The sequence below is a fragment of the Microcoleus sp. T3_B1 genome (genome assembly GCF_036700445.1).
Classification (GTDB): Bacteria; Cyanobacteriota; Cyanobacteriia; order Cyanobacteriales; family Microcoleaceae; genus Microcoleus.
Genome location: NZ_JAUBOX010000022.1, coordinates 66,926 through 91,694, shown reverse-complemented (window position 1 = coordinate 91,694; position 24,769 = coordinate 66,926). Strand labels below are relative to the sequence as shown.

Sequence of the window (24,769 nt, the reverse complement as noted above, 5' to 3'; positions counted from 1 at the left end):
TTGAAACTGGAATAATCATTGTTTAGACAGGCAGGGAAACGCAAACTATGGTTTCTTGCTGTGGCAAACTTTCTATTTTAAATTCCCCTCCGTGCAATTCTACAAGGCGTTGAACAATAGCCAGGCCCAATCCCAAACCTGCTTGTTGGTAAAGTTTGCGATCGAACTGCCTGTAAGCTTCTAGCTGTGCAATCTGATCGGCAGTCAGGCCGCGGCCTTGGTCTTTGACAGACAGAATAAAAGTCTGATTTTCGACCAAACTGCTTAATAAAACAGGCGTTCCTTCTAAAGAAAATTTGAAGGCATTGTCCAATAGTTCTTCAACAATTTTTGCGAGTCTGACAGAATCAATAGCTACCGACGAATCTTGCAAGTTTAATTGTAAATCGTCTGTTCTATTCGCGTGTTTTGCTTGCTGCCGCGCTTTTTGACTCAGCAAAGATTTTACACAGCTAAATTCGCTGTTTCGCATCTCCTTGAGCCGTTCGGGATTTGTGGCTGCTATCTCCAGTTCTGCATACAGCAAAAAGTTCTGAATTAGCCGATACAAGCGATGACCCGAAGTTTGAATTTGACCGATCATCTCTAAGATATCTGATTCCTCTAAGACATGATATTCTGACAGAATTAGCTCAGAAAAACCCAGAATTGCATTCAAAGGAGTCCGCAATTCGTGGGGCAGCGACATACTAATATTAGTGCGTAATTCGTCTAGCGTCTTTTGAGATTGTCGGCTAATTGTTTTTTGTTTTTCCAGTCGAATAGCAATCGCTTTTAGCAGTTCTTGCGGCGTACAGGGCTTAGTAATGTAATCGTCAGCTCCCAGTTCCATGCCCGTGCGAACGTCAACTTTATCGGCTTTGGCTGTGAGGAAAATAAACGGAATTGTGGCCGTCAAGGGTTCGGATCGCAAAGCTTTGATGACGCCGTGACCGTCTATTTCCGGCATCATCATGTCGCACAAAATTAAATCCGGGATTTTTTCGATCGCCAATTTGATGCCGACTTTGCCATTAATTGCTCCTATTCCTTCAAAATTTTCGGCTTCCAGCAACTCTAAAATATTCTCTCTAATCGCTTCTTCGTCTTCTATTACCAAAATCTTAGCCACGGTGATAGCTCCTTTTAGTTAGTAGTTTGTTGGAAAATTCTGGGTTCAGACACTTGATAAGTTTGTTGGTTAGGCGCTTAATTAATCGTTAAATCGCGGATATATATAGTTGATAATTCAGTTGTTATTGACTGGGAGGGCAAATTAGAGGCAAGGTAATAGTGAAAGTTGTGCCTTTTCCTTCTTGGCTGTCGATCGCAAGTTGGCCGCCGTGAAGTTCCACAGCTCTCTTCACAATTGCTAAACCGAGACCTGTTCCCGAAATAGTGCCGACATTGGGAGATCGGTAAAAAGTTTCTAATATCCGCTCTCGATCGGCATGGGGAATGCCGATGCCCTGGTCTTGAACTTGGAAAACAGCTTCTTTGTTTTGACAGTTGAGGTGCAAGGAAACTGTACTGCCGACGGGGGAATATTTGATGGCATTTGAGATGACATTTCCCAAGATTTGCTGCAGCAGTTTTTCATCCATTTGAGCATCGCAGTTGCCACCTTCATATTGAAAGGCGATCGGGTGTTGGTTGCTGTCGTTGAGTTGCTGCTCTTCTACCAGTTGACGGCAAAATTTTTCGAGGTTTAAGGAAACCGGTTGAAACTGCAAGGTATTGGCTTCGATTTTGCCAATTACGAGGATATCTTCTAATAACTCTGTCATGCGTTTAATTGCTAATTGAATCCGCACAAAATGAGTAGATTTTTTCTCTTGGGGCCACTGAGAGCTGTAATCTTGCAGCAATCCGGCGGAAAATTGGATGGTTGTCAAAGGTGTGCGGAACTCGTGGGAAACCATTGTGACAAATTTAGCTCGCAGTTGTGAAAGTTCCTTTTCTCGTGCGAGGGCTTTGAGAATTTCCGCTTCTGCTCGTTTGCGATCGCTAATGTCACGGGCTTCGGCAATCAGCAGCAAAACTTGTCCTGTTTCATTTTTAACAGGTTTCAGTGAGAAATCAACTGTCATAATTTGGCCACTTTTGCCTAACAAGTCGATTTCGCTGCGGAAAAACTCGCCACGACTTGCTTTGCTGATCGCCGATTGCAATTGTTCGGAAACCTGTGGCGACTGGGCCCAAATCGCCATTTCCCAAATCGGGCGGCCCACAATACCCTCCGATCGCAATCCGGCAAAATCGAGGGCTGTCTCGTTCACTTCCAGCACAATTCCTTGGGGAGTCAGCAGCTTGGTTAGCTGAAACGAAGAGTCAAAAATCGCCCGAAAGCGGCGCTCGCTTTCCCGCAGCATTTGAAATGTTTGAGATCGTTCGATCGCGTAGCGGATCGTCCGCACTAATAATTGAGTAGTAATTTGGCCTTTAACAATATAGTCTTGAGCTCCCAAGCGAACTGCTTCTAGGGCGATCGCCTCATCGTCCAAGCCTGTCATTACCACCATTGGCACATCAGGAGCCACTTCTCGCAGGCGAGTTAGCGTTTCCAAACCGCGGCTGTCCGGCAAAGAAAGGTCGAGCAAAACTACATCAAAGGATTCTTTACACAGTTGGGCGATCGCCTCATGCAGGAACTCAACAGACACCAGTTCCCACTGGACGCCCACAGATACTTCTAACAGTTCTGCAAGCAAATCAGCATCAGCAGGATTGTCTTCTACTAACAGAATCTTAATCCACATAGCTTAGACGTTTTTGACTGTAAAAATTTTACTCTACCAATTTTAGGTTAAACTTTTTTGCTTTCCCTTACCATTTTCAACTTGAAAATTATTATTTGGGAACTGTCACCACCACCAGCCACCAATCCTCAATCCATCTCACCAGCTTAGCCACTTGACTAAAATCGATAGGCTTAGTGATGTAGCACCGGGGTGACAGGGTATAAAACTTGAGCATCTCTTCATCGGCTGCTGAGGTTGTCATAATTACCACCGGAATCATTTTTAACTTGAGTGCTGAGTAGATTTTTATCCATATTTATCACCGTTTTTTGAGGGAAAATTCAGTTAACCCGAATTAAATAGGGAGGAAAACGCGAACCGACAAGCCTTTTTTATTCAATAATTTTATTCCTGATACCATATCTTCTACTCTTATGCAAATTCTTAAAAATTTGCTGGTCGCCAGCTTTTATAAAGTCCCTTCAGCCTCGCTGAGCCAATCATCCACCAGCAGAATTTCCATAGGCTAAAAATTTTAGAGCGCTCATATAGCGGTTCTCAAGCGTGGTGAGGTATGCCCTATGCCCTATGCCCTATGCCCTATGCCCTATGCCCTATGCCCATGAGTACCTCATCTTTCTGAGAAAGGCTATAAGCAAAGCATTTGTTCGTTTAATTTAGAGGAAGTTTGACGACTGCCAGCCAGAAGTCCTCAATTAACCTGACTACTTTAGTAAATTCAACGAAGTCTACCGGTTTTGTTATGTAACAGTTGGCGTGGAGGGAGTAGGACTTAAAAATATCTTCGGGAGCTGCTGAAGTGCTGAGAATCACTACAGGAATTAATTTTAAGGTTGGGTCAGTTTTAATTTCTTCTAGCACTTCAATACCGCTTTTTTTGGGCAAATGCAAATCGAGCAAAATCAAATCGGGACGAGGTACCCTGAGATAGGGTTCTTTTCGGCGCAAAAACTTGATTGCTTCGACTCCATCCTCCACAAAATGCAAGTTATTCAATATTTTACCCTGACCGAGAGCTTCTCTTGCCAAATCGGCATCGCTGGGAGAATCCTCAATCAGCAGAATTTCTATAGGTCTAACAGTGCTTCGATCGCTCATAACCGGCGTATCCTTTTGAGTATAAAAACAAAATTGAATTTTGAGGATTCAGGTACTAATTATAGGAATAGTGAAGTAAAAAGTCGCTCCTTTTCCCTCTTGAGATTCCACCCAGATGCGACCGCCGTGGCGTTCAACAATGCGTTTGCACATCGCCAAACCTATGCCTGTGCCGGAATATTGGCGGCGGGAGTGCAGGCGTTGAAAAATGATGAAAATGCGATCGGCATACTGCGGATCGATGCCAATGCCGTTATCGCGGACACTGAACACCCATTCGCTCTCTTGCCGGCAGGCAGCGATATGAATCAACGGGATATCTTGGCGACAAAATTTGATGCTGTTGGCGAGCAAATTTTGGAATAATTGCACCAGTTGAAATTCATCCGCCATCACAGTTGGCATCGCGTCGCAGGTGATTACAGCTTTTGTTTCGGCGATCGCAATTTGCAAATTGCACATAGTTTGCTTAACCACAGCCTTGCAGTCCGCCTGCTCAAACTCCTGACCCCTCGTTCCCAGGCGCGAATACGCCAACAAATCGTTAATTAGCTGCTGCATTCTGGTGGCGCCATCGACAATATAATGAATATACTTATCTGCGCGATCGTCCAAATTTCCTTGATAGCGCTGGGCCAGCAATTGAGTGTAACTGGTAATGGCTCGGAGCGGTTCTTGCAAATCGTGGGAAGCCACATAAGCAAATTGTTCTAATTCCTCGTTGGAACGCTTCAAATCTTCTGTCAGTTGCAGCAGTTGCTGCTCTGCTTCTTTGCGGCTTGTAATGTTGTAAACCAAGGCGCAACAAGACAGCAGATTACCCTGGGAGTCCATGACTGAACTGGTAGACATATCAGTCCAAATATCTTTGCCGTCCTTGGTTTTGAATTTAAATTCGTGTTGTTCAGCAATACCTTGCTTGCGCCGATCGACATTATCAATAGCTTGTGGTTTTTCCGGTGCGTCCATGAAATCAAAAATCGACCGCCCGAACATTTCTACTTCACTATAGCCTAGCATTCGCGCCATTGCGTTGTTCACGTAAGTCGTGAGGCCATTTCTGTCAATTACCCAAATACCTTCTTTTGCTAATTCAACTATTTGCCTGTACTTGAATTCGCTTTCCTGCAAAGCAGTTTCAGTTAGTTTGCGCTCAGTGATATCTTTCATAAAACAGTGGTGGCCGTTAAATATCCCCTGTGCGTCGCAAGCTTTTACCATCGTTAATTGCTTATAAAAAAACGAGCTATTTTTTCGGACTCCTCTAGCTTCAACTTCTACTTTGCCAGAAATTAGCATTTCCTGATAAGCTGAGAGCATCATCTCAACATCGCCCGGATGTACGGTAAGCTGCCATTTCATGCCAAGCATTTGTTCCGGTTCGTAACCGCATTTATGAGCGTAAGCTCGGTTAACCTTCACGTAGCGCCCCTCAATATCCAGCCGCGAAATGCCTTCCACCGCATTTTGCATGGCATTGGTGAGGTCACGCAGCTCTTTTTCAGCTTGTTTGCGATCGCTAATATCCTGACCGATACCCAAAAAACCGTTAATATTTCCGTTACTATCAAATAAGGCAGTCACCGACAGCAGTACCGGAAACCGCGAACCATCTTTGCGAATGTAAGTCCATTCATTTTCGTCAGCGATTTTCCGGCGCGGCAAGGCAACAAAGGCTTCAATTCCCGGCTCTATTTTCACTCCCAATTCTTGAGAAAGAACTTCAGCTCTTTGAGCGACCTCCAGAGGATCGTGAATTATTTCTACCGTGACTTTCCCCACCACTTCTTCTAGCGAATAACCTAAAAGTTGCTCTGCCGCCCGATTAAATGTTTTAATTGTACCGTCGGGATCTGTAGAAATAATTGTGTAGTTAGCGCTATTAAGAATTGCATTTTGCAGTTGCGTCAATTCCAACAAAGTGAGCGCAATTTTTTCGCGGTAAGCTATTTCTTTTTGCAATTTGTGGTTAGAAATTTCGATTTGAGCCGTGCGCTCAGCAACTCGATGCTCCAGAGTTTCATTGAGCCGTCGATTTTCCTCTTCTACCTGCTTGCGTTCTGTAATATCAGTAATAGTACCAACATAACTTTTTATCTCCCCATTTTCTCCGATTTGACCGACAATTTGACCGAGTATCCAACTGATTTTAGTGTTATTAATGTCTAGAAAGCGGTACTCAGATTTAAACGGCAATTTCTGCTGCACGGCGCTATACCATTGAGAAAAAACCCGATCGCGGTCGTCTGGATGAATGCCTTGCAACCACCCTTTGCCCAAAGCTTCATCACAGGTAATTCCCGAAATTTGACACCAGCGCTCGTTGACATACAAGCAGTCTCCTCCAGCATCTGCATAAAATATTCCCACCGGCGAAGCTTCAGTTAAAGTTTGATAGCGAGCTTCCGTTTCTCGACGTTCAATGATTTCTTTTTGCAGTATTGAATCGATCATCCCTAATTGAGTTGGACTCAGGAGAGTTAATGCTTGGGGAACTAAAGGAATTAATGCAAATGCGGTGTAACCAGAAATTGCGGCGGTAATAATTTTCAGACTGCCAGAAACCCAATAAACAGGATGCCAAAGCGTCCAAACTTCCATTATATGAGTAGTGCCGCAAGAGATAATAAAGGCTGCAAGCAGCCAAAAGATGTTGCGGAAGGGCAAGTCTTTTCGCTGACCGATAAAATAATAAATTAACGAGAGGGGTATTGAATAGTAGGCCAGGGCAATTATAGAGTCTGACACTATGTGGAGCGCGACTAGCTCTCGCTGCCAAAGGTAACAGTAGCCTTGAGGAATATAATTGCCGGTGAATAACAACTGATTTAAAAAATTCCAAATCATAAACGGAATGGCAAATGGGGAAGGAGTAATTTAAGGCAATAACTTATAACTTATCTTAACTCTCTGAAATATACTGTTCTGGAGGCACGGGGGGCTAAAAACCCGGTTTCTTCATAAATGCCTCGTTGCCAAACCGAATATTGTTGTAGAAACTGGTTTTTCTTCCGTAAGTCTTAATATAGCAATTCTCAATGATTCGCGAGCTGTATCGAGCTCTAGGTTGGGTATAACTCATATGTTGCACCATTCTCAATCCTTTTATGAACAGGCAAGATGCCTGTTCCACAAGAGATGAATTTTCTTGTGGAACAGGCATCTTGCCTGTTCCTGACAATGGTGCAAGATGTGAGGTATGACGAAGTGAAACCCTAGATGCCGATTTGAGATTTGAGATTTTAGCTTTTCCTTTCTTCTTCCTTATCTTCTAAATAACTAAAGCCTTCTTCCATCAATCCGTTACATCTGTTACATCCGTTACAGAATCCGTTGCCGAACTTCCTTCTTCTATAAAAAATGGGGCGAGCCAGAAGCCCGCCCCACCCAAAATTATGCTGCTGCTATTAACCCAACAGCGCCTGAGCCTTAGCTACCACATTATCAACGGTGTAGCCAAACTTTTCTAAAGCAACGGGGCCCGGTGCTGAAGCGCCGAATGTGTCGATGCTGATGCTGTCGCCTTCGGCACCCAAATAACGTCCCCAGCCGAAGCTACAAGCTGCTTCAACTGCCAACCGTTTAGTAACAGCTTTCGGCAGTACAGATTCGCGGTAAGCGGCATCTTGTAAGTCGAACAATTCCCAGCAAGGCATCGAAACTACGCGCACTTTATTACCTGCAGCGCGCAATTTTTCAGCGGCATCAACGCAGAGGTATGTTTCGCCGCCGGTGCCGATTAAAATGATGTCGGGAGTGCCGCCGTCGTCGGACAAAATGTAAGCGCCTTTGGCTGTTCCTTCGATCGAACTTCCAGCCAAGTTGGGCAGATTTTGGCGCGACAAAGCCATTAAAGTTGGGCGAGTGCGGCTTTCAACTGCCACTTTGTAAGCGCCGGATGTTTCGTTACCATCCGCAGGGCGCATTACCAACAAATCGGGAATTACTCGCAGAGAAGCGATGGTTTCCACGGGTTGGTGAGTGGGGCCGTCTTCGCCCAAGGCTACGGAGTCGTGAGTCATTACATAAATAACTCCAGCTTCCGATAGTGCAGAGAGGCGAATTGCTCCCCGCATATAGTCAGCAAATACCAAGAAAGTAGCGCAGTAAGGAATTAAACCGCCATGCAGAAGCATACCGTTGGCGATCGCACCCATGCCGTGTTCCCGCACACCAAAGCGCAGGTTACGTCCTTCGTATTGACCTTTTTGGAAGTCTTTTTCACCCTTAAGCAAAGTCATGTTAGAAGATGCCAAGTCAGCGGAACCGCCGATCAATTCAGGTAGCACACCTGCCAAAGCATTCAAACATTTTCCAGAATGATTCCGAGTCGAATCTGCCTTATCTTCCGGGTTGTATGTCGGCAAAACTTTATCCCAACCTTCAGGAAGTTTGCCGGCAACGCTGCGCTCATATTCTGCAGCTTCTGCAGGATATGCTGCTTTATAAGCATCAAAAGCTTTCTGCCATTCTTGCTCAGCTTGAGCACCGCGATCGACTGCTTTGCGGAAGTGTGACAAAGCATCTTCAGGAATCTCAAACGGTGCGTGTTCCCACTTCAAGAAATCGCGAGTTGCTTTCACTTCATCGGCACCCAAAGCAGCACCGTGAGCACTGTAGGAATTGCGCTTGTTGGGAGAACCGTAACCAATGACGGTGCGGACTTTAATCATGGACGGTTTGTCCGTGACTTTTTTGGCTTCTTCAATAGCTTTGTGAACTGCTTCTAGGTTAGTATCTTCGTCTAGAGCGGTATTGTCTACTGTAATAACGTGCCAGTTGTAAGCTTCAAAACGCTTGCCCACATCTTCAGTAAAGGCCAAGCTTGTGTCGCCTTCAATAGAAATGTGATTGTCATCGTACAAGGCAATTAATTTGCCGAGTCCGAGGTGTCCAGCCAAAGAACAAGCTTCGGCAGAAACGCCTTCCATGTGGCAGCCGTCACCCAAAATTACATAGGTGTAGTGGTCAACAATGGTGTGGTCGGGCTTGTTAAACTTAGCAGCGAGGTGAGCTTCTGCCATTGCCAAACCGACGCCATTAGCAATTCCTTGTCCCAGGGGGCCGGTGGTAACTTCTACGCCTTCGGTCATGAAGTTTTCGGGGTGTCCGGGGGTTCTGGATTCCCACTGGCGAAATTGCTTGATGTCGTCGAGGGTGACGCTATCGTAGCCGGTCAAGTACAGGAGGGCGTACTGTAGCATACAGCCGTGGCCGGCGGAGAGGACGAAGCGATCGCGATTAAACCACTTGGGGTTTTTGGGGTTGAACCGCATGAACCGATCCCACAGCACGAAGGCCATAGGGGCAGCGCCCATAGGCAGTCCCGGGTGTCCTGATTTTGCTTTTTCTACCGCATCGATGGCCAGAAAGCGGATAGAGTTGATGCAGAGTTCTTCGAGTGATTGGGTTGCAACAGCCATAATTCTGGTTTTTATATGTAAGAGAGAGTGTGTGTGGTCGATTCTGACAGAGGAGCGATGAGTCGAGTTCGATCGCTCGCGTTTCTGCTGTTCAGTTTCTGTGGAACTGCCGTGAGGCTGCACTACATATCATCTCACCTGTTGCGATCGACAGACAACTTAATTTTTTAATGTTTCGGCCGCTTTGTGCAGTCGATCGCAAATTGTTGTCTGCTGACTGTTGACTGTTGACTGTTGGGGAGAGGGAGTAGGAGGGATGGAGAGGATAGAAGACTTCCGTCAGGATTAAAACCTTACTGACCTTCCGCATCTGTCGATCGCCAGTGTGTCTAGATTATCTGACAAATTGGTCTATGTTGACCAGTTATGATAGAGTTTGGTGTTTCTGACATTTTGCAGCTCGATGGCGAACAGGCAAGATGCCTGTTCCACAAAGAGTGAATTTTCTTGTGGGGCGTTGCTTTGAGCAACGCCCGATCGCACGATCGCCAGAATAGTGCAAGATGTCAGATATTTGTAATTTTAATCAGGCAATAACTAATGACTCTCAGTGAAGCCGAAGTCCGCAGTCAAAAAGTAGACGAACTGCGATCGCAAGGCATAGAACCGTATCCCAGTGAATCCTACGCGCGATCGCACACAGCCAAGCAAGTTCGCGAAATATTTAGTCAGCCGGGAAAAGAACTCCAAAACGGAGAAATTGACCCCGAAGAAATTCCCCTGCGATTAGCCGGCCGCATCACTTCCAAGCGAGACAGCGGCAAAATTGGTTTCATCGATTTAAAAGACGCCACAGACAAAATTCAACTCAAAATCGAGAAAGCAATCGTCACCGGCGAAGTCGGTTTGAGCTTTGAACAAATTAAAAAATTGCTCGATGTCGGCGATTTTGTCGGCGTCGAAGGTATCGGCTGCCGCACCCCCAGGGGAGAACTTTCTATTTTAGTGAGGGAATTAAAGCTTTTATCAAAAGCTACTATTCAATTTCCCGATTCTTATTATGGAATTAACGACCCGGAAGTTTGCCGCCGTCACCGCGAAATGGATTTGGCAAGCAACCAAGATGCGCTCAACCGTTTTATGCTCCGCAGCCGCATCGTTCAAAGCATCCGTTCCTATCTCTGGCAAGCAAATTTTTACGAAATAGAAACCCCGACACTGCAAGCTATTTATGGCGGTGCTGCTGCTAAGCCATTCATCACTCACCACAATGCTTTAGAGGTAGATTTGTATTTGCGAGTGGCTCCAGAATTATTCTTAAAAAGAGCAATTTGCGGCGGTTTCGAGCGAGTATTTGAACTAGGGAAAGCATTTAGAAATGAGGGAATTGACAGCACCCACAATCCAGAGTTTACCTCTTTAGAAGTCTACCAAGCTTATGCTGATGTTTTCGACATTTTAGGAGTTGTCGAAGACGTGATGTGTTTCGCAGCGGCGGCTGTATTTGGGGATGTCAAGGAAATTGAAAATCAGGGGGAAACGATTAGTTTAGAACGCAAGTTCGACTACAGCGAAAAATATCCCGGTTTTAGCGGCAAACACTGGCAAGTGAAAACGATGGTAGAAGCTGTCAGAGACGAGTTTGGGCTGGATTTTGACACTTTGGACTTAGAAAGTGCGATATCCTCTGCAACCAAACTAGAATTGCACCTGTCTAAGTTAGAAAAACAGAGTTTAGGCTACGTGCTGTATGCGGTTTTTGACAAATTAGTTGTTCCCAAACTAATTCAACCTACATTCATCATCGACTATCCTGTCGAAGTCAGTCCCTTAGCAAAAGGACATCGCAGCAAGCCTGGATTTGTAGAACGTTTCGAGCTGTTTATCAATGGTACAGAATACTCAAACGGATTCTCAGAATTGAACGATCCGAAAGAGCAAAGAAAGCGGTTTGAGGAACAGTTAGCACAGAAAAATGCGGGCGATGACGAAGCGCATCCAATGGATGAAGACTTTATTCAAGCGCTATCTTTGGGAATGCCTAATTGTGCGGGAATGGGTATCGGTGTAGACAGATTGGTGATGCTTTTAACTAATACTCAAAGCATCCGAGATGCCGTCATGTTCCCGACAATGCGGCCGGTTAAAGATTGATTCGTAATTTTTTGTAGGGGCGGGTTCACCAATAACATTTAATTCCCACAAACAGTCTCTATAAACCCGCCCCACCACCACAGATAACCTACATCAACCTTGATGTTTCTTTAATGCGGAAAATGTGCATTTTGATGGCGGGTTGGGAGGGGGCGGGTTTATAGAGATTGTCAATTATTGACAGGTAGTTTGGGTGAACCCGCCCCTACAAGCCTGAATTTAACAGATTTGATATCACCGCATAAACGAACCGACAACACCGTTCATATCCTCAGCCAAAGGATTTCCTAAAGCCTTAAACTTCCACTCGCCGCCTTCTCGATAAACTTCTCCCATCAACATATTTAATTTTCCTTCATAAGATGGGTCATTTGACAAGCGATAGCGAGCTATTTCTTTCCCGGCGGCATCTACAGCTCTCACAAAAGCATTTTCTACCAGGCCGAAATGCTGTTTTCTCTCTTTTCCATCGTAAATATTTACGCCCAAAATAATTTTGTGATATTCTGCTGGCAAAGAACTCAGTTTCACCACTATTTGTTCGTCGTCTCCCTCTCCCTCGCCCGTGAGATTGTCGCCTGAGTGAACAACTGTTTTGTCCTTTGACTCCAAATGAGAGTAATAAATTACATCTTCTTTGTAGTTCTTTATTTTGCCATTTTCTCCCAGCAGCATAGCGTAGGAATCTAAGTCAAAATTTGCACCGCTGCTTCGCCCGAAAAGACCTTTTTTAGCTTGTGCAACATCCCAGCCCAAACCCATTGTGAGTTTGGACAAGTCGTATTCGCTTTTGCTGAGAACTATTGATTGTCCTTTGGTTAAGTTGATAGCCATAGTTTTGTGATTTTGTATGGTTTATAGTGGAGATGTTTTAGAAAGATTAAATCTTTCGCCCTTCTTTAATTGAATTCCCATCTGGTTTGTCACCTCATGAGTCTGATTGCTTAAAATCGAGGGAAACATTCCTGCTTCCGAATTTCCCCTCGATTTATTTAGCTAGGAGCGATCGACATTTTATGCGGCATACTTATCTACAAAGCTTTGCAAGCCGGAATTGTAGCCTTGTCCCACTGCTTGGAACCTCCACTCGCCATCTTTCTTGTAAAGTCGGCCAAATTCGATGGCAGTTTCCCGAGAAAAATCCTCATCCAAATCGTACTTCATGACTTCTGTGTTAGTAGTGGTGTCGTAAATCCTGATAAAAGCATTCCGCACTTGACCGAAGTTTTGCCTTCTCGATTCTGCTTGGTCGATTGTTACCACAAACACAATTTCTTGCACCGCCGGATCGACTTTGGTTAAATCGACTGTAACGGTTTCATCATCACCAAATCCTTCTCCGGTTCTGCTATCTCCCAGATGTATTACAGAACCGTCCGGCGACTCTTTGCTGTTGTAAAAAACAAAGTATTTTTCGCTGGGAATTTTTGCATTAGCCCCCAACATAAACACGGAAGCATCTAAGTCAAATGCTGCGCCTGTGTCTGTAGCATTGGTATCCCATCCCAGACCAATCCCGGCATTTTTTAGCCCCGGTGCTTCTTTAGAGAGATTGATTCTCCCGCCTTTTTCCAAATTGATAGACATTTGCCCTCCTATTCACAACATCACTGGCGTTACTACTAGCAATTATATCAAGTGTTATAGTAAGTTGACAATTTCCTTTTGGTACTCATCTATCGATTTTAGATTTTAGATTTTGGATTTTAGATTGGATAATTGAAGAAAGCGACCCTGCGGATGAATCGGGGGCCTGTACGCTGAATGCTTTTGGTTAAAGTAGCTTGACAAATTGCTGCTGATACTCATCCTCTGTGATTAGTTCGTGGGTATTTTCCACCCTGTCTAAAAACACGATTCCATCTAAATGGTCGTGTTCGTGTTGAAAAATTCGGGCCACAAAGTCTGTCAATTCTTGTCGGTGGAGTTTGCCGTCTCTACTGGTGTATTCTATCTCGATCGCCCTACTTCTCGGCACTAATCCCCGAATCCCCGGAATGCTCAAACAGCCTTCCCAGTCTTTGACTGTCTCTGTTGATGCAGCCACAATCCGGGGATTAATCATCGCTGTGGGTTCCATGTGGGGTGCTTGGGGATACCGCAGGTTGGGGCGGGATGCGACGATGAACAGGCGATCGGACTGAGCGGCTTGAGGGGCGGCAATCCCCACTCCGTTTGCCTGCTGTACTGTAAATATTAAGCTGTCAATCAACTGTTGAATGCGATCGTCCTTAATATTCTCGACAACTTGCGATCGGCGGCGCAACACGGGATTTCCTAATTGCGATATTTGTAATATTTCTGCCATAGTTATTGATTATCTGTTATTGGTTATTTGTTGTTACAGTTTTGTCGGTTGGGTTGAGGAACAAAATATAACTTACTCACTCAATAATTAATCCGTGTATCCGTGTCCAAATCCGTGTCGTGCTTTCCTTCTTATCCAACTTTTTGAACCGGCAAACTCCCCGGTTTAACAGTCAAATTAACTATTTGCCCGTTGCGGTTGATTTCCATTTGCAACAGACCGCCAACCTTAGCATTTTGCACGAACTCCTGAACAGCTTCCGACTGAATAATCGGCTGATTATTAATTTTTTGAATCACATCTCCAGCCCGCAAACCGGCTGCTGCTGCCGGAGAATTAGGAACAACGCTAACAATAGCCACACCCCGATCGACTGCAACTCGCAGGCTGCTGGTAGCATTGCTGTTAATTTGCTGCTTAACCTCTGGAGTCAGCGTCGCCATTTCAATACCCAAATAAGCGTGTTCGACTTTCCCCGTCGTAATCAGTTCCTTCGCCACCTGTTGCGCCGCCTGAATGGGAATCGCAAACCCCAACCCTTGAGCACCTTGAATAATCGCCGTATTCATGCCAATAACTTGGCCCGAAGCATTCAGCAGCGGGCCGCCGGAATTCCCCGGATTAATTGCAGCGTCTGTTTGAATAAAACCGATCCGCTTGTCAGGTACGCCGACATCAGAGCTCGATCGTCCCGTAGCGCTAATAATCCCCGCAGTTACGGAATTGTCCAAACCCAAAGGATTACCGATCGCGATCGCCCATTCCCCAGACAACAGCTTATCCGAATTGCCGATCGTCACTACAGGCACATTACTCGCCTCAATCTTCACCACAGCCACATCCGTCACCTTATCAGCCCCCAACACCCGCCCCTGAAAGCTGCGGCCGTCCTTGAGAGTTACATTTACCGTATCGGCTCCCTCTACAACGTGAGCGTTAGTGAGAATCAGGCCGTCGGCCCCGATGACAAAACCCGAACCAGTGCCGCGTTCGATCCCGCCCCGGCCACCCGAATTCGGTTCTATGCCAAAAAAATCTTCCGGCGACACCCCTCTATTTCCCGGTTTCACCCGGCGCGAAGCATCGATCCGAACCACTGCCGGGCCAACTTTTGCCACCGCCGCCACAATAAAATTCACATTAGCCGCGTCGCCCGACAAGGAAACCGGCGGCAAGACTTTCCTAGCTTGATCCTTTGTACTAGGAGGCAGTTGCAATTTCGGTTCCAGCGCCCTTTGTCCCGAATCGCCAGAATTTGCACGAAATTGAGAAACCGTCAGACGATCGCCCAACATGGCGGCCCCGGCTCCCGTTACCAGCAGCAATATGTAAATTGCTGGTTGCTTCCAAAATTTGCCAGTAGAACTCTTCATGGCCATGTTTTAAGGCTTTCCTGCCAAATCTAAATATTTGCTGATCCGCTCCCCGATACCTGGCGCCGGACTGCAGAGCCGCCAAATTTTTGGGCGATGGCGTCCCGCCCTCGCCCGTGCTACGGCAGACTCCCTTAAACTTTAGCATCTGACGACTAAACTCTCTAGAGTAGAATTAATATCTTGAATGCCGATCGGCAGAGGTGAGCAGTGGACATTCCCCTCGAAAGTCTGTGGAATCAGATACTTGAACGTCTCCAGGTACAACTGAGCAGACCTAGCTTTGAGACGTGGATCAAAACTGCTAGGGCCGAACAACTCGAAAATAACTGTTTGATTGTCAGCGCCCCCAACCCCTTTGCTCGCAATTGGTTGCAAAAATATTACAGAGAAATCCTTGCCGATGCAGTCGCAGAAATTCTCGGCTATCCCGTAGACATTTACTTGACCATTGCCGGAGGAAACGAAACAGGTGGCAGCAGTGACTCCGCCATAATTTGGCCCTCCCCCATCGCCGATATGGAAAGCCACTCGCTTCACCCCCCCAAACCCGCCAATTTAAACCCAAAATACTTATTTTCCCGCTTTGTCGTCGGTTCCAACAACCGCATGGCTCACGCGGCTTCCCTCGCGGTAGCCGAGTCTCCGGGCCGAGAATTCAATCCCCTATTTTTGTGCGGTGGCGTTGGTTTGGGCAAAACTCATTTGATGCAGGCGATCGGTCATTATCGCTTGGAAATTGACCCCAACGCCAAGATTTTTTACGTTTCTACTGAGAAATTTACTAACGATTTAATCGCAGCCATTCGCAAAGACAGTATGCAAACTTTCCGCGATCATTATCGCGCTGCCGATGTTTTATTAATAGATGACATCCAATTTATTGAAGGGAAAGAATACACTCAAGAAGAATTTTTTCACACTTTTAATACTTTGCACGAAGCGGGAAACCAAGTAGTTTTAGCTTCTGACCGTCCGCCACAGCAAATCCCCCGCCTGCAAGAGCGTTTGTGTTCCCGATTTTCGATGGGATTAATTGCCGACATTCAATTGCCCGACTTGGAAACTCGGATGGCAATTTTGCAGAAAAAAGCCGAGTATGAAAATATGCGACTGCCGCGAGATGTGATTGAATACATTGCTTCTAGTTACACTTCCAACGTGCGGGAATTGGAAGGAGCTTTGATTCGGGCGGTAGCATATCTTTCAATTACTGGTTTGCCGATGACCGTGGAAAATATCGCCCCCGTTTTGAATCCGCAAACTGAAAGCGTAGAGGCAACGCCAGATGCAGTAATTGCAGTTGTGGCTGAGGAGTTTGATGTTTCTGTTGAAGATTTGAAAGGAATTTCCCGGCGGCGAGAAATTAGTCTCGCCCGTCAAATAGGGATGTATTTAATTCGGCAGCATACTGGTTTGAGTTTGCCGAAAGTTGGTGAAGTGTTTGGCGGCAAAGATCACACGACTGTGCTTTACAGTTGCGACAAAATTGCTCAGTTGCGGAACACTGACCCGAATTTGGCTCAAACTTTGCGTCAGTTGAGCGATCGAATTAATGTTGTCAGCCGCAAAAGTTGAGAACAAGTCAGTTGTCAGTTGTCAGTTGTCAGTTGTCAGTTGTCAGTTGTCAGTTGTCAGTTGTCAGTTGTCAGTTGTCAGTTGTCATCACTCCACGCAGTCAACAGTTAACAGTTAACAGTCAACAGTCAACAGTCAACAGTCAACAGTCAACAGTCAACAATTCCCATAATAGACAATCTTGCCTGTGGAAAAACCTGTGGAAAAGTTGCCTTCCGTTTGTGGAAAACTTTACTCGATCGCCCGAAACAGCTTTTGCACAAAAATGGGCGATCGACCGCACCAGCTTTTCCACAAGTTTTCCACAGGTATTTATTACCTATAAGTGACGCCCAGCAAGCAGTTAGCTTTTTTTTCCACAGTTTCCACAGGGCGATCGATACAAAAATAATTCAATAAACTAAAAAAAACTGGTGAGCCCTTCGCACCCTACACAGATAGTTCACGACGCGCGCGAACCTCAGAAACCCGGTTTCTTGGAAGATTTCTCGTTTTTACAGACAAAATTTTGCGTAGAAACCGGGAATAAGCGCCCAGGCTTAAGCCCTGACAGAGAAAAACCGACCCGCCGGCTTTCTGTGATACCATTTGTTTCTGTTTCAAATCCGGTTAATTAACCTTCGTACCATGAAATTGGTTTGCACCCAAAGTGACCTCAACGCCAACCTCTCGTTGGTAAGTCGGGCCGTTCCCTCCCGCCCGACACATCCGGTACTCGCCAACGTGCTCTTAGTAGCGGATGAGGAAAATCAGCGGGTTAGCTTGACAGCTTTCGATCTCAGTTTAGGCATTCGTACCAGCTTCGCAGCAGAAGTGACTGGCGGCGGCAGTTTTACCATACCCGCTAAATTGCTTAACGATATTGTTTCGAGACTCCCAGATGGAGAGATTACTCTAGAAGACGAAGCGGGGGACACCGTAGCATATCTCACTTGCAGTTCTGGCAGCTACCAAGTTAGAGGCATGGGCCCGGAAGAATTCCCTGAATTGCCTGCAATAGAAGGCGGAACAATCCTTAAATTGCCACCGGAAGCCTTGATAGAAGGACTCAAAGGAACTTTATTTGCTACTAGCCCCGACGAGGCAAAACAGGTACTTGCAGGCGTGCATTTAAAGGTATTGCAAGATTGCCTGGAGTTTGCAGCTACAGACGGCCACAGATTGGCAGTAGTTCAAACTGCCAATGAAAAATCTGAAGGCGAAGAAACCCAAGAAGAATTTGAGGTGACAGTCCCCGCTAAAGCATTGCGGGAAGTAGAAAGAATGCTGGTGATGCGGCAGTGGACTGAACCTGTCACGCTGCATTTTGAACACGGTCAAGTAGTGTTTGAATGGGCAGACCAGCGGCTGACAACCCGCACCTTGGAAGGGCAATATCCCGCATACCGGCAGTTGATTCCGCCGTCTTTTGAGCGACAAATTACCTTAGAAAGGCGATCGTTCTTAGCAGCAGTAGAAAGAATTGCCGTTTTTGCCGACCAAAAAAATAATATTCTCAAATGCAGCATCGACGAGGAAAATCAGGAAATTACTTTGTCTGTAGATGCTAAAGATGTCGGCTGTGGCAAAGAGTCAATGCCCGCACAGATTTCGGGAGATAGCATAGATATTGCTTTCAACGTGAAATACTTAATTGACATTTTGAAAACTGCTCAATCCCCAGAAATTCAACTGCAATTAAACGGTGCTTTAGCCCCAGTAATTTTCCAGCCTTTGGGCGGAGTCAATGCTACATTCTTGGTAATGCCAGTGCAGCTAAGAGCTTAAAAAGAGTCATTAGTCATTAGTCAGTAGTCATTAGTCATTAGTCATTAGTCAACAGTCAACAGTCAACAATCACCGATGGTGCAACCGGAATTGATATAATTCATCTGCGTTAATCGGTGTTAATCTGCCTGTATCTGCGGTTAAAAAAAGAGAATGTATTAACCGCAGATGACAAGGGATTGAGGCAGATTCACGCAGATAAAGAGAAGAGAGATGTGATATGACTTATTGCTTCAAATCAATGGCAACAAAATTTCAAATTCAGTACCGGTACCGGGCGTTGAATGCAAATTCAACTTGCCTTTATGCTTTTCCGTAACAATTTGATGGGTAATTGCCAACCCCAAACCGGTACCTTTCCCCGCCGGTTTAGTGGTGAAAAATGTCTCAAAAATCCGCCGCTGAATTTCTGGCGGTATTCCCGGCCCGTTATCGGCAATTCGGATGGCTATCCAAGCGTTATTTTGATTTTTTTCCGCTGCTTCTAGGCTGAAGTCGCCGTTTTGGCTGGCGGATGATAGCTGTTTGGCATTTTGTCGTAGCTTGCGGGGCGGGACGCCATCGCCCATAACATAATTTTGAAGTAATTCCGAATTCACGCAGTCTCCGTCAGAACTCTCTATTACCTCGGTTTCAATAGTAATCGCCGGCATAAAATCTTTTTCTGCTTTTGCCTCTTCCAAAGCGTCGATCGCATTGCTGATGATATTCATAAATACCTGGCTCAACTGACCAGAGTAACACTTGACTAAAGGCAAATCACCATAGTTTTTAACTACATTAAACCCGTACTTCAGACGGTTTTTCATAATTAGCAGCGTACTGTCAATACATTCGTGGATGTTAGCTTGCTTCAAGTGGGTTTCGTCCATGTGAGAAAAGGTGTGCAGGCTGGTGACGAGTTCGGTCAGCCTCTGCGATGAAACTTTCATACTTTTGAGAATTTCCACCCAATCTTCTTGCAAGAAATCAAATTCTATGTGTTTTTTGAGTTCGCCAATTTTTTCGCTGTCACCCACAATGTCTTCGTAAGCAGACAGCAAATCCATGATGTCTTTCGAGTAGTTGGACAAAAAGCCGAGATTTCCGCTGATGCAGGTGACGGGATTTCTAATTTCGTGGGCGACTCCAGCTACCATCTGTCCCAAACTTGCTAGTTTTTCTGTTTGAATTAGTTGAGATTGAGTTTGCTGCCTCAGCAATTTTGTTGCTAGTTCATGAATGTTGGATTGGGCTACTAGCAGTTCGTGCACGTCTAGCAAACTATAAGTTTGAGGCGAAACTTGAACCACAATCGGTTCGTAAAGCAGTTCTTTAGATCGCAACAGCGACTTCCTCGCTGCATCCACAATTAAAGTATTGCTGGGAAAAATTAAACTCTCAGTTTCGGCAAAGCGGTACAAAGCCCTCACAGGTCGCTTTAAAAATAATTCTCGCCCAAAAGGACGGCTGATAAATTCTAAAAATCTCCGCCGGGAAATCATACCGGCAAATTCACCTTGATGGGTGACAATGACTCCCGGTAACAGCGGATTAGCTTCTAACATCTGGGAAATTCGCATTCCCCAATCCGTAGCTTCTACCTGAAAATCGTAAAGCGACAATTGTTGGAGAGTAGAGTCTAAACAAAGTTCTCCTAGGTCAGCCTCGGAGATGGGTTGGACGGGTCTTTCTACGCAGGAGGTATTCAACATAAATTTATCAGCACGCTTTTTTGGGTTCTATTTGCCAGCGACATTCAGCTACCAAAGGTCAACAGGTGACTTGTTGAGTGTTTTGACCGGCATCCCCCTGGCAAACTGCATTTTAAATTACACAAAAAACTGACTGTAGCAAGGAAAATTTTACCACTTAAAGTATTAGGCAAGATTGAGGATCACCGAGATAAATGCGCCCTGGTAATTATACCTGACTTTATTTTATACTGACTTGAGCGGTATTAACGCTTGGTTTAACTATTTAACTATTCATTAACCTTAAGTTATCGTCTTAACCTTTTGTTAATAAATTATTAGGCTGAGAAATATAATTGATTGATAATAGAAGAAAATCGGAATTGCCCGATCGCCAACACGATGTAGCCCGTCAGCAGACAAGTTAAAAGCACAAAGCTAGGGCGATCGCGTCCCTGAGTTTTAGCTTGCAATCGCGATGGCGGGACGCCTTGCAAGCTAGGGCATTTGAGGCGATTTCATCCCATCTCCCCGATCCGGTACTCGCAACCCCCCGTAACGGCCAGCCAGCGGCACACCTGCCAGTGCGTCCCCTATAGGTTTGTCGTGAAAACTAAAGTCATCGCTACAAAGCAATTTTATAGCGATCGTTATATAAAAGAGTTATCCTCGCCCGCAATCTGCCAAATCTGCCTTAGCAGTTGTTCTACAATCAACCATTGTTAACCGAAAGATCCATCAAATCGGCGACGGTTGGCAGAGTCAATCGATTTTAGATTTTAGATTTTAGATTTTAGATTTTAGATTTTAGATTTTAGAATTGAAGCATTGACCCCAGGGATAAATTCGGGGGCTTGTATCCTGGATAATTTCGGTCAATTATTGATTGGCTGTACGAGGCGGATATGAATAGAAATTCATTCAAATTAAAACAAGTTTAACCATTCCCAATCATTCAAGGCATCAGCATTGATTAAAATATAATATCTACAAAATCCAGCAAAAAAAAGGCAAAAATAATTAACGGGATCTTAACTTAGTGCTATGCTTTGGTATGATATACAAGCAGTTCTACCAAAGACGTATAGCTAAATAGCAATCTACCAGTAGGTGATCGATGCAACCCGCCCTGACGAATCAGTTAAATAATGCTTTCACCCTGTTTCTCAGCTTGTTAGTAGAGGCAATACCTTTTCTGCTGCTGGGAGTTTTATTCTCAGGTTTGCTGCTGGGCTTTGTAGACGAACGCAAACTCGTATCGCGCATCCCATCAAACCCGCTGCTGGCGGCTTTGATGGGCAGTTCGATCGGCTTTTTGTTTCCCGTGTGCGAGTGCGGTAACGTGCCCGTAGCCCGCAGGTTACTGATGCAGGGAGTTCCCGCACCAGCGGCGATCGGCTTTTTGCTGGCGGCCCCCACCATCAACCCCGTGGTAATTTGGGCGACTTGGACGGCATTTCGCGATCAGCCAGAAATTGTAGTTTTGCGGGTGGTATTTTCTCTGTTTATAGCCACAATTATCGGCTGGGTGTTCAGCGCCCAAAAAGACTTGCGGCCTCTGCTGCAACCTTCTGTAGCCCGCGCAATCCCCTTGCCAAAACCAGAGTTTTCCGAAAAAGAACTCGTCCAAGCTAACACTCCGCTGCTTTTGCAGTCGGGAACATTTATGCTGGGTCAGCCGGGGGGGGTGGTGCCGATCGAATCTTTGCTACAAGACGACTGGAAGCGATTACAAACAAGCAAAACAGAAAAAACCTCGAAACGTTCCTCCCTGTTCCACCGCGTTTCTAAAGAGCGTTTGCGCCTGCTTTTAGATACTATGGTACAGGAGTTGCGCGAATTGGGAGGAGTGTTGGTAATCGGAAGTGCGATCGCAGCCATCATTCAAGTTGGCGCACCCCGCGAACTAATTCTCAACCTCGGCCAAGGCCCCGTTTCCTCGATTCTAGCCATGCTGCTATTAGCCACAGTCGTATCGATTTGTTCTACAGTAGATGCCTTTTTTGCCCTGTCTTTTGCTTCCACATTTACCAGCGGTTCGCTGTTAGCCTTTCTCGTTTTCGGCCCGATGATTGACCTCAAAGGCATCGGTTTAATGTTGTCAATTTTTAAAGGTCGAGCAGTAGTTTACTTAATTGTCTTGGCCGCTCAGTTAACCTTTTTAATGACCCTTGCTGTCAACTTGCATTTAGGTTAATAATAAATTGAACCGGACTGACAACTAACGATAGATTCCCAATGACTAATGACTAATGACCAATGACTAATAACTAATGACCAATGACTAATAACTAATGACCAATGACTAATGACTAATAACTAATGACTAATGACCAATGACCAATGACTAATAACTAATGAATCTTAAAAAAATTAGCCCCTGGCTGGACGCCCTAGCTATCTTAGCCTGGGGAATACTGCTTCTTAAATATTGGATCACCGGCAAATTAAGCATTCTCATTCACCCCAATTACTTTGGCTTGACTCTAGCGGGAGGAATCGGCTTAATGGTTATTGGCGGTTTAAAAGCTTGGGAACTCTTAAAACTCGATCGCACCACAAAGCAATCGCGGACATCACCAGCAAATAACTCTCTCAGAACCACCGAAGTTGAACACGTTACTTTGTTTCCCCCCAGTATCGGCAGCACCTTAATGTTGAGCGTCGCATTAATAGGTTTACTAACAACGCCACGCACATTTACCAGCCAGACAGCATTAGAACGAGGCCTCACCGAATCCCTGCCCATCACCAGACTGCAACCCCAAGAATTTCGCAATAATACAAAACCAGAAAAGCGATCGCTCGTCGAATGGGTGCGGCTGTTAAATTTCAACCCCGAACCGGATATATACAGAGGTCAAAAAGTCAAAGTTCAAGGATTTGTAATTCATCCCCCCAACATAGCAGAACAATATATGTGGATCGGGCGTTTTATCATTACCTGCTGCGCGGCCGACGCCTATCCGATCGGGTTGCCGGTAAAATTACTGATCGGTCAAAGCCGCACCACCTTTGCCCCAGACAGTTGGCTAGAAATAGAAGGAGAAACGATCGTAGAAGAACTGCAAGGCAAGCGCAAATTAATCATTCAAGCATCCTCCCTCAAACCAATTCCTGAGCCCAAAAACCCTTATGATTATTAGATGTGGAGTAAGTATGAGATTAAATTTTACCTTTATTGTGGTGAGATGGACACCCCAGACCCGTCCTCCCTATGCAAATTAAGACAAGGTACAGTCAGCTATAAAAGTGGCAACACCATCCTGTAGGAGTTGCCAAAAACAAATTCAGCAACTACACTCGTCATTAGTAAATAAATTCTGAGTATATGTCATCAGGAAAAAAATTAGCAATCAAAGGTGCAGCCTGGACGATCGTCAGCTATGGAAGCAGTCAAATTATCCGATTTGGCAGCAACCTAATCCTGACGCGTCTGCTTTTGCCCGAACTATTTGGTCTGGTAGGTCTAGCCTACGTTTTCATCGTAGGGATCAACTTATTTTCAGACATAGGTCTAGGCCCAAGCATCATCCAAAATAAGCGCGGGGAAGATCCTCAATTTCTCAATACCGTTTGGACACTGCAAGTCATTCGCAGCTTTTTCGTTTGGATTTGTTTGATTATAATTACCAAGCCTGTTGCTATTTTTTATGGAGATGACCGTCTCCTGTGGTTGATTCCAGTAATAGGTATAACTTGCGTGATAGGAGGGTTCAACTCGACTGCTACATCCAGCCTCAACCGGCAGATGGCAGTCAAGAGAGTAGTATTTTTTGAGTTGGGCCTACAGATCGCTTCTACTACAGCGATGCTTGTCTGGGCCTGGTTTGATCGCAGCATCTGGGCGATCCTCGCCGGCGTCTTTACTAATAGTTTGGTCGAGTTAGTATGGAGCCATTTTTTAATTCCTGGCAAGTCAAACCGTTTTGCTTGGGATAAAGAAGCAGCTAAAGAAGTATTTTCTTATGGTAAATGGATATTTTTGTCTACGGCTTTGTCTTTCTTGTGTTCTCAAGCCGATAGACTCATCCTCGGTAAAATATTTACTTTAACAATGTTGGGCATTTACGGCATCGCTTTTACTCTCGGCGATATGCCGCGCCAAGTAATCCTCGCCCTTAGCGGCAAGGTGATTTTTCCCTCAATTTCTCTGCTAGCAGAGTTGCCACGGGAGGAGTTGCGCGCCAAGATACTGAAAAACCGCAAGCTACTTCTAATACCGTTAGCGGTAGGTTTAGCAATTTTTGTGAGCTTCGGAGATCAGTTAATTTTAATACTGTATCGGAAAGAGTATGCGGCGGCATCTTGGATGATGCCTATCTTGGCTTTAGGTATCTGGCACACCACACTCTACAATATGATGGGTTCTTGTCTGTTAGCCGTAGGAAAGTCTCAGTACCAAGCTATGGGCAATCTGCTGACTTTAGTGAATCTATGTATAAGTATACCGCTGGGATATCACTTAAAAGGTAATTTAGGTGCGGTGATTGCTATAGCTCTCGGCGACCTTCCTACCTATGCAGTAACTAACTACGGTTTGTGGCGAGAAGGACTAACTTGTTTTTGGCAGGATATTCAATTAACAGCACTGTTTGTAGGGGTGCTAGCTATTCTAATTTGGTGTAGAGTGGCTTTTGGTTTGGATCTGCCGATCGATAAAATATCACCGATGGATTTAATCCCAATCAATCCGCTGTTTCAGTAAACAAAC

Annotated in this window: 20 protein-coding genes; 7 read left to right on the top strand and 13 right to left on the bottom strand. The window is 45.3% G+C overall.

What is annotated here, in order from left to right; translation table 11 throughout:
• Positions 1-22: 22 nt before the first annotated feature.
• The 7 genes from QT990_RS14615 to QT990_RS14585 all read right to left on the bottom strand — a co-directional run bounded on the left by QT990_RS14615 (position 23) and on the right by QT990_RS14585 (position 9,572).
• On the bottom strand, positions 23-1,111 hold the full coding sequence (locus QT990_RS14615; RefSeq protein ID WP_333465375.1) for a response regulator: 1,089 nt from the start codon (positions 1,109-1,111) through the stop codon (positions 23-25).
• A gap of 124 nt (positions 1,112-1,235) precedes the next feature.
• The gene (locus QT990_RS14610) at positions 1,236-2,738 is read right to left on the bottom strand and encodes an ATP-binding protein (protein WP_333465374.1); all 1,503 of its coding nucleotides are present in this window, start codon (positions 2,736-2,738) and stop codon (positions 1,236-1,238) included.
• 91 nt (positions 2,739-2,829) lie between these two features.
• On the bottom strand, positions 2,830-2,982 hold the full coding sequence (locus QT990_RS14605) for a hypothetical protein (protein ID WP_333145596.1): 153 nt from the start codon (positions 2,980-2,982) through the stop codon (positions 2,830-2,832).
• Positions 2,983-3,392: 410 nt separating this feature from the next.
• Entirely contained in the window at positions 3,393-3,839 is a 447-nt protein-coding gene (locus QT990_RS14600; protein ID WP_333465373.1) for a response regulator, read from the bottom strand.
• A gap of 48 nt (positions 3,840-3,887) precedes the next feature.
• The gene (locus tag QT990_RS14595) at positions 3,888-6,686 is read right to left on the bottom strand and encodes a PAS domain S-box protein (protein WP_333465372.1); all 2,799 of its coding nucleotides are present in this window, start codon (positions 6,684-6,686) and stop codon (positions 3,888-3,890) included.
• Between the two features lie 560 nt (positions 6,687-7,246).
• Complete coding sequence (gene tkt, locus QT990_RS14590) at positions 7,247-9,262, bottom strand: transketolase (protein WP_333306230.1); 2,016 nt, start codon at positions 9,260-9,262, stop codon at positions 7,247-7,249.
• 91 nt (positions 9,263-9,353) lie between these two features.
• On the bottom strand, positions 9,354-9,572 hold the full coding sequence (locus QT990_RS14585; RefSeq protein ID WP_333306232.1) for a hypothetical protein: 219 nt from the start codon (positions 9,570-9,572) through the stop codon (positions 9,354-9,356).
• Positions 9,573-9,802: 230 nt separating this feature from the next.
• Here QT990_RS14585 and lysS point away from each other — a divergent pair, with 230 nt between their 5' ends.
• Positions 9,803-11,356 carry a lysine--tRNA ligase gene (gene lysS / locus QT990_RS14580; protein ID WP_333145605.1) on the top strand — a complete coding sequence of 518 codons (1,554 nt, stop codon included), beginning with the start codon at positions 9,803-9,805 and terminating at the stop codon, positions 11,354-11,356.
• A 234-nt stretch (positions 11,357-11,590) separates the two neighbouring features.
• On the opposite strand, the gene QT990_RS14575 is transcribed toward lysS, so the two are convergent.
• The 4 genes from QT990_RS14575 to QT990_RS14560 form a co-directional block, all read right to left on the bottom strand.
• Positions 11,591-12,190, bottom strand: a complete 600-nt coding sequence (locus QT990_RS14575; protein WP_333144278.1) for a TerD family protein — start codon at positions 12,188-12,190, stop codon at positions 11,591-11,593.
• A 180-nt stretch (positions 12,191-12,370) separates the two neighbouring features.
• Positions 12,371-12,943, bottom strand: a complete 573-nt coding sequence (locus tag QT990_RS14570) for a TerD family protein (protein ID WP_333144279.1) — start codon at positions 12,941-12,943, stop codon at positions 12,371-12,373.
• A gap of 187 nt (positions 12,944-13,130) precedes the next feature.
• Positions 13,131-13,664, bottom strand: a complete 534-nt coding sequence (gene def / locus QT990_RS14565; RefSeq protein WP_333144280.1) for a peptide deformylase — start codon at positions 13,662-13,664, stop codon at positions 13,131-13,133.
• A gap of 131 nt (positions 13,665-13,795) precedes the next feature.
• Positions 13,796-15,037 carry an HhoA/HhoB/HtrA family serine endopeptidase gene (locus QT990_RS14560; RefSeq protein ID WP_333465371.1) on the bottom strand — a complete coding sequence of 414 codons (1,242 nt, stop codon included), beginning with the start codon at positions 15,035-15,037 and terminating at the stop codon, positions 13,796-13,798.
• A 210-nt stretch (positions 15,038-15,247) separates the two neighbouring features.
• Between QT990_RS14560 and dnaA the strand changes: the two genes are divergently transcribed.
• From dnaA to dnaN, 3 genes are all read left to right on the top strand, one after another.
• Complete coding sequence (gene dnaA, locus QT990_RS14555) at positions 15,248-16,615, top strand: chromosomal replication initiator protein DnaA (protein ID WP_333144282.1); 1,368 nt, start codon at positions 15,248-15,250, stop codon at positions 16,613-16,615.
• A gap of 11 nt (positions 16,616-16,626) precedes the next feature.
• A complete protein-coding gene (locus tag QT990_RS14550) occupies positions 16,627-16,944 on the top strand; it encodes a hypothetical protein (protein ID WP_333144283.1) in 318 nt (105 codons plus the stop codon).
• A 298-nt stretch (positions 16,945-17,242) separates the two neighbouring features.
• Positions 17,243-18,382 (top strand): DNA polymerase III subunit beta, encoded by a 1,140-nt coding sequence (dnaN, locus tag QT990_RS14545; RefSeq protein ID WP_333144284.1) that lies wholly within the window; start codon positions 17,243-17,245, stop codon positions 18,380-18,382.
• A gap of 233 nt (positions 18,383-18,615) precedes the next feature.
• Here dnaN and QT990_RS14540 read toward each other — a convergent pair whose 3' ends face one another.
• Entirely contained in the window at positions 18,616-20,076 is a 1,461-nt protein-coding gene (locus tag QT990_RS14540) for an ATP-binding protein (RefSeq protein WP_333144285.1), read from the bottom strand.
• Between the two features lie 317 nt (positions 20,077-20,393).
• Positions 20,394-20,528, bottom strand: a complete 135-nt coding sequence (locus QT990_RS14535) for a hypothetical protein (protein ID WP_333144286.1) — start codon at positions 20,526-20,528, stop codon at positions 20,394-20,396.
• Positions 20,529-21,172: 644 nt separating this feature from the next.
• On the opposite strand from QT990_RS14535, the gene QT990_RS14530 reads away from it, so the two are divergent.
• From QT990_RS14530 to QT990_RS14520, 3 genes are all read left to right on the top strand, one after another.
• Positions 21,173-22,252, top strand: coding sequence for a permease (locus QT990_RS14530; protein WP_333144287.1), 1,080 nt, complete (start codon positions 21,173-21,175; stop codon positions 22,250-22,252).
• 160 nt (positions 22,253-22,412) lie between these two features.
• Positions 22,413-23,201, top strand: coding sequence for a TIGR03943 family putative permease subunit (locus tag QT990_RS14525; RefSeq protein ID WP_333144288.1), 789 nt, complete (start codon positions 22,413-22,415; stop codon positions 23,199-23,201).
• Between the two features lie 185 nt (positions 23,202-23,386).
• On the top strand, positions 23,387-24,763 hold the full coding sequence (locus QT990_RS14520) for an oligosaccharide flippase family protein (protein ID WP_333144289.1): 1,377 nt from the start codon (positions 23,387-23,389) through the stop codon (positions 24,761-24,763).
• Positions 24,764-24,769: the final 6 nt, after the last annotated feature.

Excerpts from the sequence above, each read along its gene's own strand:
- lysS (WP_333145605.1), top strand. The coding sequence starts at position 9,803 with ATGACTCTCAGTGAAGCCGAAGTCCGCAGTCAAAAAGTAGACGAACTG.
- QT990_RS14595 (WP_333465372.1), bottom strand. The coding sequence starts at position 6,686 with ATGATTTGGAATTTTTTAAATCAGTTGTTATTCACCGGCAATTATATT.
- tkt (WP_333306230.1), bottom strand. The coding sequence starts at position 9,262 with ATGGCTGTTGCAACCCAATCACTCGAAGAACTCTGCATCAACTCTATC.
- QT990_RS14530 (WP_333144287.1), top strand. The coding sequence starts at position 21,173 with ATGCAACCCGCCCTGACGAATCAGTTAAATAATGCTTTCACCCTGTTT.
- QT990_RS14570 (WP_333144279.1), bottom strand. The coding sequence starts at position 12,943 with ATGTCTATCAATTTGGAAAAAGGCGGGAGAATCAATCTCTCTAAAGAA.
- QT990_RS14560 (WP_333465371.1), bottom strand. The coding sequence starts at position 15,037 with ATGAAGAGTTCTACTGGCAAATTTTGGAAGCAACCAGCAATTTACATA.
- QT990_RS14585 (WP_333306232.1), bottom strand. The coding sequence starts at position 9,572 with ATGCGGAAGGTCAGTAAGGTTTTAATCCTGACGGAAGTCTTCTATCCT.
- dnaN (WP_333144284.1), top strand. The coding sequence starts at position 17,243 with ATGAAATTGGTTTGCACCCAAAGTGACCTCAACGCCAACCTCTCGTTG.
- QT990_RS14575 (WP_333144278.1), bottom strand. The coding sequence starts at position 12,190 with ATGGCTATCAACTTAACCAAAGGACAATCAATAGTTCTCAGCAAAAGC.
- def (WP_333144280.1), bottom strand. The coding sequence starts at position 13,664 with ATGGCAGAAATATTACAAATATCGCAATTAGGAAATCCCGTGTTGCGC.
- QT990_RS14600 (WP_333465373.1), bottom strand. The coding sequence starts at position 3,839 with ATGAGCGATCGAAGCACTGTTAGACCTATAGAAATTCTGCTGATTGAG.
- QT990_RS14610 (WP_333465374.1), bottom strand. The coding sequence starts at position 2,738 with ATGTGGATTAAGATTCTGTTAGTAGAAGACAATCCTGCTGATGCTGAT.
- QT990_RS14525 (WP_333144288.1), top strand. The coding sequence starts at position 22,413 with ATGAATCTTAAAAAAATTAGCCCCTGGCTGGACGCCCTAGCTATCTTA.
- QT990_RS14605 (WP_333145596.1), bottom strand. The coding sequence starts at position 2,982 with ATGACAACCTCAGCAGCCGATGAAGAGATGCTCAAGTTTTATACCCTG.
- QT990_RS14520 (WP_333144289.1), top strand. The coding sequence starts at position 23,387 with ATGTCATCAGGAAAAAAATTAGCAATCAAAGGTGCAGCCTGGACGATC.
- QT990_RS14540 (WP_333144285.1), bottom strand. The coding sequence starts at position 20,076 with ATGTTGAATACCTCCTGCGTAGAAAGACCCGTCCAACCCATCTCCGAG.